The 13,324-nt window shown below is 72.5% G+C and carries 11 protein-coding genes; 8 read left to right on the top strand and 3 right to left on the bottom strand.

Features of this window, described 5'->3' with window-relative positions:
- Nucleotides 1-39: 39 nt before the first annotated feature.
- The gene (locus VF825_RS12040; RefSeq protein WP_331113560.1) at nt 40-1,266 is read right to left on the bottom strand and encodes a THUMP-like domain-containing protein; all 1,227 of its coding nucleotides are present in this window, start codon (nt 1,264-1,266) and stop codon (nt 40-42) included.
- Between the two features lie 231 nt (nt 1,267-1,497).
- Between VF825_RS12040 and groES the strand changes: the two genes are divergently transcribed.
- Nucleotides 1,498-1,794 carry a co-chaperone GroES gene (gene groES, locus VF825_RS12035; protein WP_141787203.1) on the top strand — a complete coding sequence of 99 codons (297 nt, stop codon included), beginning with the start codon at nt 1,498-1,500 and terminating at the stop codon, nt 1,792-1,794.
- 99 nt (nt 1,795-1,893) lie between these two features.
- Nucleotides 1,894-3,516, top strand: a complete 1,623-nt coding sequence (gene groL, locus VF825_RS12030; RefSeq protein WP_331113557.1) for a chaperonin GroEL — start codon at nt 1,894-1,896, stop codon at nt 3,514-3,516.
- 117 nt (nt 3,517-3,633) lie between these two features.
- On the opposite strand, the gene VF825_RS12025 is transcribed toward groL, so the two are convergent.
- Nucleotides 3,634-3,864: an RNA-binding S4 domain-containing protein gene (locus VF825_RS12025; protein WP_414695835.1), complete on the bottom strand. Its 231-nt coding sequence runs from the start codon at nt 3,862-3,864 to the stop codon at nt 3,634-3,636.
- A 117-nt stretch (nt 3,865-3,981) separates the two neighbouring features.
- Complete coding sequence (locus tag VF825_RS12020) at nt 3,982-4,278, bottom strand: WhiB family transcriptional regulator (RefSeq protein ID WP_141787206.1); 297 nt, start codon at nt 4,276-4,278, stop codon at nt 3,982-3,984.
- Between the two features lie 304 nt (nt 4,279-4,582).
- On the opposite strand from VF825_RS12020, the gene VF825_RS12015 reads away from it, so the two are divergent.
- The 6 genes from VF825_RS12015 (at nt 4,583) to VF825_RS11990 (ending at nt 13,030) form a co-directional block, all read left to right on the top strand.
- Nucleotides 4,583-5,182, top strand: coding sequence for a response regulator transcription factor (locus tag VF825_RS12015; protein ID WP_331113552.1), 600 nt, complete (start codon nt 4,583-4,585; stop codon nt 5,180-5,182).
- 74 nt (nt 5,183-5,256) lie between these two features.
- Nucleotides 5,257-6,780: an IMP dehydrogenase gene (guaB, locus tag VF825_RS12010; RefSeq protein WP_331113550.1), complete on the top strand. Its 1,524-nt coding sequence runs from the start codon at nt 5,257-5,259 to the stop codon at nt 6,778-6,780.
- 47 nt (nt 6,781-6,827) lie between these two features.
- Complete coding sequence (locus VF825_RS12005) at nt 6,828-7,949, top strand: GuaB3 family IMP dehydrogenase-related protein (protein ID WP_141787209.1); 1,122 nt, start codon at nt 6,828-6,830, stop codon at nt 7,947-7,949.
- Nucleotides 7,950-7,969: 20 nt separating this feature from the next.
- The gene (locus VF825_RS12000; RefSeq protein WP_331113545.1) at nt 7,970-9,679 is read left to right on the top strand and encodes a glycerol-3-phosphate dehydrogenase/oxidase; all 1,710 of its coding nucleotides are present in this window, start codon (nt 7,970-7,972) and stop codon (nt 9,677-9,679) included.
- Between the two features lie 64 nt (nt 9,680-9,743).
- Nucleotides 9,744-11,336: a succinic semialdehyde dehydrogenase gene (locus VF825_RS11995; protein WP_331113543.1), complete on the top strand. Its 1,593-nt coding sequence runs from the start codon at nt 9,744-9,746 to the stop codon at nt 11,334-11,336.
- Nucleotides 11,333-13,030, top strand: a complete 1,698-nt coding sequence (locus VF825_RS11990) for a GMC family oxidoreductase (protein WP_331113541.1) — start codon at nt 11,333-11,335, stop codon at nt 13,028-13,030. Before VF825_RS11995 ends, VF825_RS11990 begins: the two co-directional genes overlap by 4 nt.
- The last annotated feature ends 294 nt before the right edge of the window (nt 13,031-13,324 follow it).

Here is a 13,324-nt window from a genome sequence, read left to right as displayed (position 1 = left end):
AGGACGTCCTGGTGCCGGCGGAGGACGGCCGGAGTGGGCTCAGGCGGGGCGGACGGCCAGGACGACCTGCTGGCCGGCCACCCGGGTCAGGACCACGGTCAGCTCGGCCTGGCCGGTCAGCCGCAGCTGGCGGCGCAGCGCGTCGGCGTCGGTGCTGACCCCGCGCTTCTTGATGGTCAGGTTGCCCACGTCGCGCTCGCGCAGCCACGCCCGCAGCGTCTTGACGTGGAACGGCATGGCCTCGGTCACCACGAACCGGCGGGCCCACGGCAGCTCGACCGCGCGGTCGGCGCTGACGTAGCCCAGCCCGGTGTCCACCTCGACGCCGTCGACGGCGGACGTCAGGGCCGAGACGAGGCCGGCCCGGATCACCGCGCGGTCCGGCTCGTAGAGGAACTGGCCCAGCCCGGTGAACCCCTCGGCGGTCGGTGCCGGCCCGGGGGAGTCGGCCTGGCTCACCGTCGACGCGCTCCCGTCGGGCCCGAGCACGAGGGCGCTGCGGCCGGCCCGCTCGACCAGCGGCCCCCACCACACGGCGCACTCGAGCACCTCGCCGCCGAAGGAGGTCCACTGCGCCTCGGCCCCGGGCGGCAGGGCGGTGTGCGGGAACGCCGGGCTGAGCTTGGCCCCCGTCGCGGGCAGCGCCCGCGCCACCTCCTGCACGGTGTCCCACGAGGGGGAGATGGCCTGCAGGTTGAACACGCGCCGGGTGCGCCCGCGCGTGTCGGACACCCCGGGCAGGCGCCGGGCCGGGTCCAGCCAGGCCCCGGCGTGCCGGGCCGCGTCGCCCGTCGGCAGCTCGGTGTCCTCGACCGTGCCCACGAGGGTGCGTGCGGACGGCCAGTGCCGCAGGTTGACCCCGGCGATGGCGGCGGCGACCTCGTCGGCGTCGACGGCGGTCACGACCAGCTCCAGCCCGGCGAAGGCCATGGCGTCGGACCCGATGCCGCAGCCGAGGTCCAGCACGTGTCCCACCCCGGCCTCGCGGAAGCGCGACGCGTGCCGCGCGGCCAGCTCCAGGCGGGTGGCCTGCTCCAGGCCGTCGGCGGTGAACATCATCCCGCCGGCGAACTCCCCGAACTTGCCCTTCGCCCGGGCCCGCAGCCGCGACTGGGTGAGCGCGGCGGCCACCAGCTCGGGGTCGAAGCCGGCCAGGCGCAGCTGGTGGCCGAGCTGCATCGCCGAGGACTCGTCATACGGTGGGAGCGACTGCAGCAGGCCCCAGCCCTCGCCCGAGACGAGCTTCTCCACCGCCGCGAGATCCATGGCGCACATCCTCCCCCATGCCCGCCCGGGTGCGTGGCCGGATGCGGTGCTGGCACTCGAGTTGACCGAGTGCTAAACGCGGACCTAGATTCTGATTGGCACTCGCCCCCGGCAAGTGCCAATCGCGACCCGCAAGCGCGTCGACCCCCGCGACGGCGACACGCCTGCACGGCCGCACCCCGAGCATTTCCACAACGTCCACATCGACATTCCCGAAGGGGAGGTCAGCACGTGTCGGTTTCCATCAAGCCGCTCGAAGACCGCATCGTCGTGAAGTCCGTCGAGGCCGAGCAGACGACGGCCTCCGGTCTGGTCATCCCGGACACCGCCAAGGAGAAGCCCCAGGAGGGCGAGGTCCTGGCGATCGGTCCCGGCCGCATCGACGACAAGGGCAACCGCGTCCCGCTCGACGTTGCCGTGGGTGACAAGGTCATCTACAGCAAGTACGGCGGCACCGAGGTCAAGTACGCCGGCGAGGAGTACCTCATCCTCTCGGCTCGCGACGTCCTCGCGGTTGTCACCAGCTGAGCTTCTGCTCCGTATGACGCGCCCCGGCGACGTGCCTGACTCCAGGTGCGCGTCGGGGCACGTCCGTTGAACCACCCTTACGACTGAAGGACACACTTCATGGCCAAGACGCTGGAGTTCGACGACTCCGCACGCAAGGCGCTCGAGCGCGGTGTGGACGCCCTCGCCAACGCCGTCAAGGTGACGCTGGGCCCCAAGGGCCGCAACGTCGTCATCGACAAGAAGTGGGGCGCCCCGACCATCACCAACGACGGCGTGACCATCGCCCGAGAGGTGGAGCTCGAGGACCCCTACGAGAACCTCGGCGCCCAGCTCGCCAAGGAGGTCGCCACCAAGACCAACGACGTCGCCGGTGACGGCACGACCACCGCGACCGTGCTGGCCCAGGCCATGGTCAAGGAGGGCCTGCGCAACGTCGCGGCGGGCGCGGCCCCGGCCAGCCTCAAGCGCGGCATCGACAAGGCGGTCGAGGCGGTCAACACCCGCCTGCTCGACACCGCCCGCGAGCTCGAGGGCAAGGACGAGATCGCCCAGGTCGCCACGCTGTCCGCGCAGGACGACACCATCGGCGGCCTCATCGCCGACGCGTTCGACAAGGTCGGCAAGGACGGCGTCATCACGGTCGAGGAGTCCTCCACGACCGCGATGGAGCTCGACTTCACCGAGGGCATGCAGTTCGACAAGGGCTACATCTCGCCCTACTTCGTCACCGACGCCGAGCGCATGGAGGCCGTCCTCGAGGACGCCTACGTGCTCATCAACCAGGGCAAGATCTCCGCGGTCGCCGACCTGCTCCCGGTGCTGGAGAAGGTCGTCAAGTCCGGCAAGCCGCTGCTGATCATCGCCGAGGACATCGACGGCGAGGCGCTCTCCACCCTGGTGGTCAACAAGATCCGCGGCACGTTCAACGCCGTCGCGGTCAAGGCCCCCGGCTTCGGCGACCGCCGCAAGGCGATGCTGCAGGACATGGCCATCCTCACCGGCGGCCAGGTCATCTCCGAGGAGGTCGGGCTCAAGCTCGACCAGGCCGACCTCGACGTCCTCGGCCAGGCCCGCCGCGTCGTGGTCACCAAGGACACCACCACGATCGTCGACGGCGCAGGCGCCCACGACGACGTGGCCGGCCGCGTGCATCAGATCAAGGCCGAGATCGAGCGCACCGACTCCGACTGGGACCGCGAGAAGCTCCAGGAGCGCCTCGCCAAGCTCTCCGGCGGCGTCTGCGTCATCAAGGTCGGCGCGCACACCGAGGTCGAGCTCAAGGAGAAGAAGCACCGTATCGAGGACGCCATCTCGGCGACTCGTGCGGCGATCGAGGAGGGCATCGTCGCCGGTGGCGGCTCCGCCCTCGTCCACGCCTCCGCGGTGCTCGACACCCTCGCGCTCGAGGGCGACGAGGCCACCGGCGCCAACATCGTGCGGAAGGCCGCGGCCGAGCCGCTGCGCTGGATCGCCGAGAACGCCGGTCTCGAGGGCTATGTCGCCGTCTCCAAGGTCCGCGAGCTCGAGGTCGGCAACGGCCTCAACGCCGCGACCGGCGAGTACACCGACCTGGTCAAGGCCGGCGTCATCGACCCGGTCAAGGTCACCCGTTCGGCGCTGCGCAACGCCGCGTCGATCGCCTCGATGGTCCTGACCACCGACACCCTGGTGGTCGAGAAGAAGGTCGAGGAGGAGCCGGACGCTGCCGGTCACGGGCACGGCCACGGCCACGGTCACTGACCGACCCGCACCACACGGCGAAGGCCGCAGCCCCTTGGGGTTGCGGCCTTCGCTGCGTATGGCGGTCAAACCCGCGGCGCCGGCTCTGAGGGCCACTCGCCTTGCGTGGCGGCGGGGTCAGGCGCTGGTGACCTCGATGGTCAGGTCGCCGAGGGTGACCGTGGCGCCGACGGGGACCTGGCGGCCGCGGCGGGTCTCGACCTCGCCGTCGACGCTGACCTCCCCGGCCTCGATCGCCTCGCGGGCCTGCACGCCGTCCTCGACGGCGTTGGCCAGCTTCAGCAGCTGGCCCAGCCGGATGACCTCGTCACGGATGGGGACCTCGATGCGCTCGCTCACGCGACCCATCATCCCGGCTCGTCGTTGATGCCGACGCTCGTGGGCCCTGGGACTCGGCCTCGCGGGCGGTCCGGCATACGGAAGGGCCGCGACCCTGGTGGGTCGCGGCCCTTGCCTTCCGATGCCTCAGCTGGCGGCCGGGATGGCGGACGTCCCGGCGTAGATCGCTTCGCGTTCGTCCTCGGTCATGCCACCCCAGACGCCGTAGGGCTCACGCACCTTCAGCGCGTGGGCCCGACACTGGGTGAGCACCGGGCAGCCGAGGCAGACGGCCTTGGCGGCACTGTCGCGGTTGCGCCGGGCAGGTCCACGCTCACCCTCGGGGTGGAAGAACACATCGGGGTTTTCGCGCCGACAGGAGCCCTCGAGCTGCCAATCCCACAGATCCGCAACTGGCCCGGGCAAGCGAGAGATTTCGGCCAACGGTGCCTCCTCCATTGTCCCGGCCGAGCGGCCGGACCGCGTGCTGTCTTTCCTGGCCTTGCACTGTTCTGTTGCCTGTCAAGCAGGTCGCGACGTGAGCCGAGCACGCCCTCACGTGCGGCGGGCCACGAAGCCACCCCCGTCCCCGGGACGCTACCCGTGGGTCACTGGCGTGAACAGGTGTCGAGTGTCAAGAAATCTTCAAGACATCCACCACCCTCGTTCTGCTTTCCGACGACAATGCTCATTCCGACCGCCTAAGGTGTGCCCACCATCGACGTGAGGGAAACCGGGGGGAAACGCGATGCCAACCGTTCTGGTGTGCGCGTCCGACGCCAGGACTCGCGAGCGCCTGGCCCGGGAGGTCGGGGCGGTGCGGGGGGTGACCCGGGTCGTCACGGTGGGTACCGCCGAGGAGGCCCTGTCCCGGGTGGTGATGGAACGCCCCAGCCTGACCCTGCTCGAGGCCGGCGGTGACGGGCCGGGGGCCGGGCAGGTCGACGGCGCGGCCGTCCTGACCCGGCTGCTCGACGTGCAGCCGAGCGCTGCCGTCGTCATGATCGCGCCGGTCGGGCACACCGACCCGGTGGCCGAGTCCGTGGCGGCCGGGGCCCTGGGCTACGTCCACCAGGACGCCAGCCGCGAACAGCTGGTGCACGCGGTCTCCCAGGGCCTGGCCCACGCCAGCCTGCGTCCGCCGTCCGCCCCGACCCCGCTGAGCCCCCGCGAGCTGGCCGTGCTGGAGGGGATGAGCCGCGGGCTGAGCAACCCCGAGATCGGGGCCGAGCTGTTCCTGGCCGCCGAGACGGTCAAGAGCCACGCCAAGCGGTTGCTGCACAAGCTCGGTGCGCTCGACCGGGCTCACGCGGTGGCCCTCGCGTTCCGCCAGGGACTGCTGCGCTGACCGGCCGTGACCTGCGCGACGTCGGCCGCGGCAGGGCGTCCGGAGGGCCCGGGCGGCTGCCTTAGAATCGGCCAATGAGCATCGAGGCTGCCCCCGACGTCCCTGCTCCGTTCGCCACCCTCGGCCTGACCTTCGACGACGTGCTCCTCCTGCCGGGCTACAGCGACCTTGCGCCGACCGACATCGACACGGCGACGCGCCTGACCCGCGAGCTGACCATCCGCACGCCGCTCGTGTCGGCGGCGATGGACACCGTGACCGAGGCCCGCATGGCCATCGCCATGGCCCGCCAGGGCGGCCTCGGCGTGCTGCACCGCAACCTGTCGATCCACGACCAGGCCTACCAGGTCGACCTCGTCAAGCGGACGCAGACCGGCATGATCGCCAACCCGGTCACCATCGGCCCCGACGCCACGCTCGAGGAGCTCGACCAGCTCTGCGGCGAGTACCGCATCTCGGGTCTGCCCGTCCTCGACGGCGACAAGCTGCTCATCGGCATGGTGACCAACCGCGACCTGCGGTTCACCCCGGTCGCCGAGTGGGCCACCACGCGCGTCCGTGAGGTCATGACGCCGATGCCCCTCATCACCGGCCACGAGGGCATCAGCCGCGAGGAGGCGACCGCGCTGCTGCGCCAGCACAAGCGCGAGCGGCTGCCGATCGTCGACTCCGAGGGCCACCTCGCCGGGCTCATCACCGTCAAGGACTTCGTCAAGAGCGAGCAGTTCCCCGACGCCAGTACGGACGCCGCGGGGCGCCTCATGGTCGGTGCCGCGATCGGCTACTTCGGCGACGCGTGGGAGCGGGCGACCACGCTCATCGAGGCCGGTGTCGACGTCCTCGTCGCCGACACGGCCCACGGCCACGTCCGGATGCTCCTCGAGATGGTCCAGCGCCTGAAGTCGGACCCGGCCACGCGCCACGTCCAGGTCATCGGCGGCAACGTCGCGACGACCGAGGGCGCCCAGGCCTTCGTCGACGCGGGCGCCGACGCCGTCAAGGTCGGCGTCGGTCCCGGCTCGATCTGCACGACGCGCATCGTCACCGGAGTCGGCGCGCCGCAGATCACCGCCGTTCACGCCGCAGCCCAGGCCTGCAAGCCGGCCGGCGTGCCGGTCATCGCCGACGGCGGCCTCCAGCACTCCGGCGACATCGCCAAGGCCATCGTCGCCGGCGCGGACGCGGTCATGGTCGGGTCCCTGCTCGCGGGCTGCGAGGAGAGCCCGGGCGAGCTGATCTTCGTCAACGGCAAGCAGTTCAAGAGCTACCGCGGCATGGGTTCGCTCGGCGCCATGAGCAGCCGCGGCAAGAAGTCGTTCTCCAAGGACCGCTACTTCCAGGCCGAGGTCGAGTCCGACGACAAGATCGTGCCCGAGGGCATCGAGGGCCGCGTCGCCTACCGCGGTCCGCTGTCCGCCGTCGCGCACCAGATGGTCGGCGGCCTGCGCCAGTCGATGTTCTACGTCGGCGCCCGGACCGTCCCCGAGCTGCAGCAGAAGGGCCGCTTCGTGAGGATCACGTCGGCCTCGCTCAAGGAGAGCCACCCCCACGACATCCAGGGCATCGTCGAGGCGCCGAACTACTCGGTCGGGCGGTGACCCGGACGCCCGACGCCGGTGGGCCGGCCGGTCGATAGGATCCCCCGGTGACTGAGATCGAGATCGGCCGAGGCAAGCGCGGCCGCCGCGCGTACTCCTTCGACGACATCGCGGTCGTGCCCTCGCGGCGCACCCGCGACCCCGAGGAGGTCTCGGTCGCGTGGCAGATCGACGCCTACCACTTCGACCTGCCGGTCATCGGCGCGCCGATGGACTCGGTCATGTCGCCCGAGACCGCGATCGCGTTCGGCAGGCTGGGCGGCCTGCCGGTGCTCGACCTCGAGGGCCTGTGGACCCGCTACGAGGACCCGGCCCCGCTGCTGGCCGAGATCGCCGCGCTCGGCCCCGAGTCGGCCACCTCACGGATGCAGGAGATCTACGCCGAGGAGATCAAGCCCGAGCTGATCTCCGCGCGGCTCAAGCAGATCCGTGACGCGGGCATCACCGTCGCCGGCGCGCTGTCGCCGCAGCGCACCCAAGAGCACTGGAAGACCGTGGTCGACGCCGGCGTCGACCTGTTCGTCATCCGCGGCACCACCGTCTCGGCCGAGCACGTCTCCGGCCGGGCCGAGCCGCTGAACCTCAAGCGTTTCATCTACGAGCTCGACGTGCCGGTCATCGTCGGCGGCGCGGCGTCCTACACCGCTGCCCTGCACCTGATGCGCACCGGTGCCGCGGGCGTCCTCGTCGGGTTCGGGGGCGGCGCCGCCCACACCACCCGCCTGACCCTGGGCATCCACGCCCCGATGGCCTCCGCGATCGCCGACGTCGCCGCCGCCCGGCGCGACTACATGGACGAGTCCGGCGGCCGCTACGTGCACGTCATCGCCGACGGCGGCATGGGCCGCAGCGGCGAGATCATCAAGGCCATCGCCTGCGGCGCCGACGCCGTGATGCTCGGCGCGGCCCTGGCGCGCGCCACGGAGGCACCCGGCCGCGGATACCACTGGGGGCCGGAGGCCCACCACCAGCAGCTGCCGCGCGGCGAGCGCGTCGCGGTCGGCGCCCTCGGCTCGCTGGAGGAGATCCTGCTCGGGCCCGGCCGGGTCGCCGACGGCACCACCAACCTCATCGGGGCGCTGAAGCGGGCCATGGCCACCACCGGCTACTCCGACCTGAAGGAGTTCCAGCGCGTCGAGGTCGTCGTCGCGCCCTACCAGCGCAGCTGACGCACCTCGAGGGAGTCGCGATGGAGTCCACCGCCCTGTCCCCGGCCGAGCGCACCCGTGCGCTGGCCGCGATGCAGGAGGAGGAGCTCGACGTCGTCATCGTCGGTGGCGGCGTCGTGGGGGCCGGTGCGGCCCTCGATGCCGCCACGCGCGGGCTCTCCGTCGCGATCCTCGAGGCGCGGGACTGGGCGTCGGGCACGTCGAGCCGGTCGAGCAAGCTGATCCACGGCGGCCTGCGCTACCTGGAGATGCTCGACTTCCGGCTGGTGCGCGAGGCCCTGCGCGAGCGCGCCCTGCTGCTGCGCACCCTCGCCCCGCACCTGGTCCGGCCGGTGCCGTTCGTCTACCCGCTGACGCACCGGGTGTGGGAGCGGCCCTACGTCGGGGCCGGGCTCACCCTCTACGACACGATGGGCGCCGCCTCGGACGCCTCCCGCGGGGTGCCCCGGCACCGGCACCTGACCCGTCGGCAGGCGCTGTCCCTGGCGCCCAGCCTGCGCAAGGACTCCCTGGTCGGCGCGGTGCAGTACTACGACGCCCAGGTCGACGACGCCCGCCACACGATGACCCTGGTCCGCACCGCCGTCGCCTACGGCGCGCTGGCCGCGAACCGGTCCCGCGTCACGGGTTTCCTCCGCCAGGGGGAGCGGGTCACCGGGGTCCGGGTCCGTGATCTGGAGAGCGGGCGGGAGCTGGAGATCCGCGCCAAGCAGGTGCTCAACGCCACCGGCGTGTGGACCGACGAGACGCAGGCCATGGTGGGGGAGCGCGGTCAGTTCCGGGTCCGCGCCAGCAAGGGCATCCACCTGGTCGTGCCCCGGGACCGGATCCAGTCCCAGAGCGGGCTGATCCTGCGCACCGAGAAGTCGGTGCTGTTCGTCATCCCGTGGGGCCGGCACTGGATCATCGGCACCACCGACACCGACTGGAGCCTGGACAAGGCCCACCCGGCGGCCAGCAGCCGCGACATCGACTACCTGCTCGAGCACGTCAACCGGGTGCTGGTGACGCCGTTGTCCCGGGAGGACGTCGAGGGCGTGTATGCCGGGCTGCGTCCCCTGCTCGCCGGCGAGAGCGAGCAGACCTCCCAGCTCTCGCGGGAGCACGTCGTCGGCCACCCCACGCCGGGCCTGGTCGTCGTCGCGGGCGGCAAGTACACAACGTACCGCGTGATGGCCGCCGACGCGGTCGACGAGGTCGCCCGCGCGCTGGACGGGCGGGTGCCGCCGTCGTGCACCGCGCGGATCCCGCTGCTCGGGGCCGAGGGCTACGACGCGGCCTGGAACGCCCGGCACCGCACCGCCACCCGCTACGGCGTGCACGTCGCCCGCGTCGAGCACCTGCTGGGCCGCTACGGCTCGCTGGTCGAGGAGGTGCTCGACCTCTGCGCCGACGAGCCCGACCTGGCCCGGCCGCTCCCCGGGGCCGACGACTACCTCGCCGCCGAGGTCGTCTACGCCTGCACCCACGAGGGCGCCCGCCACCTCGACGACGTGCTGACCCGGCGCACCCGCATCTCCATCGAGGCCTGGGACCGCGGCGTCTCCGCCGCCGCGACGGTCGCCGCGCTCATGGCCCCGGTGCTCGGGTGGAGCGCCGAGCAGCAGCGCAAGGAGGTCGAGCACTACCTCGCCCGGGTCGAGGCCGAGCGCGCCAGCCAGGAGCAGCCCGACGACGAGACGGCCGACTCGGCCCGGCTCGGGGCCCCGGAGATCGTGCCGCTCAGCTGAGCCGTCCCACCTTGTGGTTACTCATGGGTAGCCAAGGGGTGGCAGGCGAAATACGCTCTGGTCCATGGCCCCGGAGACCCTCGCCGACCCCGAGACCGACCCCACCGCGACGTATGCCGTGGACCCCGCGCTCGCGCGCCGGCTCACCTCGCTGGTGGTCTGCGCCCCACGCCCGCAGACGGTCCTGACGCACACGCCGATGACCGGGGCACCGCTCGCCGCCCTGCCGATGTCCACCGTCGAGGACGTGGAGGTCGCCTTCGCCGGGGCCCGGGCCGCCCAGCGCTCGTGGGAGCGCACCGAGCTGGCCCACCGCTCCGGGGTGCTGCTGCGCTTCCACGACCTGGTGCTCTCCGAGCAGGTCGAGCTGCTGGACCTGATCCAGCTCGAGTCGGGCAAGGCGCGCGCCCACGCCTTCGAGGAGGTCGCCGACACCGCGATCGTGGCGCGGCACTACGCCCGCCGGGCCTACGGCTACCTGCGGCCGCGTCGGCGCCAGGGGTTGTTCCCGCTGCTCAGCCAGGCCGTCGAGGTGCGCCACCCCAAGGGGGTCGTGGGCATCGTCTCGCCGTGGAACTACCCGCTGTCGATGGCGATCACGGACGCCATCCCGGCGCTGCTGGCCGGCAACGCGGTCGTCCTGCGGCCCGACACCCAGACCGCGCTGACCGCGCTGAAGGCGGTTGCCCTGCTGCGCGAGGCCGGCCTGCCCGAGGGCGTCCTGCAGGTCGTGCTCGGCGACGGGCCCACGATCGGCCAGGCCGTGGTCGACCGCGGCGACTACATCTGCTTCACCGGCTCGACCGCGACCGGGCGGGCCGTGGCCGAGTCGGCCGCCCGCCGCCTGGTCGGCGTCTCTCTCGAGCTCGGCGGCAAGAACACGATGTACGTCGCCGCCGACGCCGACCTCGACCGGGCCGTCGAGGGCGCGGTGCGGGCGTGCTTCTCCTCGGCCGGTCAGCTGTGCGTCTCGGTCGAGCGCCTGGCCGTGCACGAGGACGTCGCCGAGGAGTTCCTGCAGCGGTTCGTGCCGGCGGTGCAGCAGCTGCGCCTCGGTCCGGAGCTGGCCTACGGCACCGAGATGGGCACCCTCGTCTCGGCCGCCCAGCTGGAGCGGGTCGTCGCCCACGTCGAGGACGCTCGCAGCCAGGGGGCCCGGGTCCTGACCGGCGGCATCGCCCGGCCCGACCTCGGCCCGTACTTCTACGAGCCCACCGTGCTCACCGACGTCACCACCGAGATGGCCTGCCGCGACGAGGAGACCTTCGGCCCGGTGGTCTCGGTCTACGTCGTCGGCTCCGACGCCGAGGCGGTCGCGCTGGCCAACGACAGCGAGTACGGCCTCAACGCCTCGGTCTGGACCCGCGACGTGGTACGCGGCCGGCGCCTCGCCGCCGCGATCAAGGCCGGCACGGTCAACATCAACGAGGGCTACGCCGCGGCGTGGGGCAGCGTCGCCGCGCCGATGGGTGGCATGAAGGACTCGGGGCTGTCCCGCCGCCACGGCGAGGAGGGCATCCGCAAGTACACCGAGCCCCAGAACATCACCGCCCAGCACCTGCTCGGCTTCGGGCCACCGTTCGGCATGAGCGACGAGGCCTGGGCCACCACCCTGACGCTGGCCCTGTCCGTCATGAAGCGGCTCGGCCGCCGGTGAGCGGCGGCGGGTTCGACCACGACGTCGTCGTCGTGGGCTCCGGCTTCGGCGGCTCGGTCACCGCGCTGCGCCTGGCCGAGAAGGGCTACCGGGTGCACGTCTACGAGGCCGGGCGCCGGTTCGAGGACGACGACTTCGCCCGCACCTCCTGGGACCTGCGCCGCTACCTGTGGGCGCCGCGGCTGAAGTGCTTCGGCGTCCAGCGGATCCACCGGCTGCCCGACGTCATGATCCTCGCGGGCGCGGGCGTCGGCGGCGGGTCGCTGAACTACGCCAACACCCTCTACGTGCCGCCGGAGCCGTTCTTCCGCGACCCGCAGTGGGCGGCCATCACCGACTGGCAGGCCGAGCTCGCCCCGCACTACGCCACCGCCTCCCGGATGCTCGGGGTGGTCACCAACCCCTGCGACGGGCCGGTGGAGCAGCTGATGCGCCAGACCGCCGAGGACCTCGGGGTCGGCGACACGTTCCGCAAGACGCCGGTCGGCGTGTTCTTCGGGCCGCCCGGACAGCGGGTGCCCGACCCCTACTTCGGTGGCGCCGGGCCGGAGCGCACCGGGTGCACCGAGTGCGGCAACTGCATGGTCGGCTGCCGCGTCGGGGCCAAGAACACGCTGGTGAAGAACTACCTCGCCCTCGCCGAGCGTCGTGGCGTGCGGGTGGAGCCGCTGCGCACCGTCGTCTCGGTCCGGCCCGTCGACGACACACGCCGTGAGGCCGGCTACCTCGTCACGACCGAGGCGACCGGGGCCTGGTTCCGCAAGGCACGGCATACCGTCACCGCCGGTCAGGTGGTCTTCGCCGCGGGTGCCTGGGGCACCCAGCGGCTGCTGCACCGCCTCCGGTATGCCGGGGAGCTGGCCGACCTCTCCTCGCGCCTGGGTGCGCTGACCCGCACGAACAGCGAGGCGCTCGGCGGGGCCATGACGGTGCGGGTGCCGCGCGACCTCGACCTGACCCGGGGCGTGGCGATCACGTCCTCGTTCCACCCCGACGCCGACACCCACATCGAGAACGTGCGCTACGGCAAGGGCTCCAACGCGATGGGGCTGCTCGCCACGATCCTCGTCGACGGGGGAGGGCGGGTCCCGCGGCCGCTGCGCTTCCTCGCCGAGGCGGTGCGCCACCCGGTGACCTTCCTGCGCTCGCTGTCGGTCCGGCGTTGGAGCGAGCGCACGGTCATCGGCCTGGTGATGCAGAGCCTGGACAACTCGCTGACCGTCTCCGCCCGGCGCCGGCCGCTCGGGGGCGTCGGCCTGACCTCCCGCCAGGGGCACGGCCAACCCAACCCGACGTGGATCCCGGTCGCCAACGTGGCGCTGCGCCGGCTCGCGGCAAGGCTGTCGGAGCGGACCGGGCTCACCGCCCACGCGGGCAGCTCGCTGGGGGAGATCGCCGACATCCCGATGACGGCGCACTTCCTCGGCGGTGCGGTGATCGGCGACAGCGCCGGGACCGGCGTCGTCGACGCCTACCACCGGGTGTGGGGCTACCCGGGCCTGCACGTGGTGGACGGCTCGGCGGTGTCGGCCAACCTCGGGGTCAACCCGTCACTGACGATCACGGCTCAGGCGGAGCGGGCGATGTCCTTGTGGCCGAACGCCGGTGAGGCCGACCCGCGGCCGGCGCAGGATGCCGGCTACGAGCGGCTGGCGCCGGTGCCTGCCCGGGACGCGGTCGTCCCGGCGGGCTGAGCCCGCACCCGGCCCCGGACACCACGGCGCCCCGGCCGGACGAGCCGACCGGGGCTGGGGACCCGTGCCACCCCTGTGCAGCACAGGGCCCCGGAGTGAGGCGCATCTGCACCCCCCTGCAAGTGCAGATGCACCCGCTCCTCCGGGGTTCTTTCGTGGTGCGGCTGCGAACGAGCCGGGGGTGGAGTTCGCAGCCGCACCGAGGCCGGAGCGTGAGCGTCCGACCGCCATGAGAACGACGCGACCTGACCCGGGTTACGGGTGTTTTGTCCCGGATCTGGCCGGCTCCGGCTC

The organism is Oryzihumus sp., assembly GCF_036391795.1.
GTDB lineage: Bacteria > Actinomycetota > Actinomycetes > Actinomycetales > Dermatophilaceae > Oryzihumus.
This window is presented reverse-complemented; position numbering and strand designations above follow the sequence as displayed.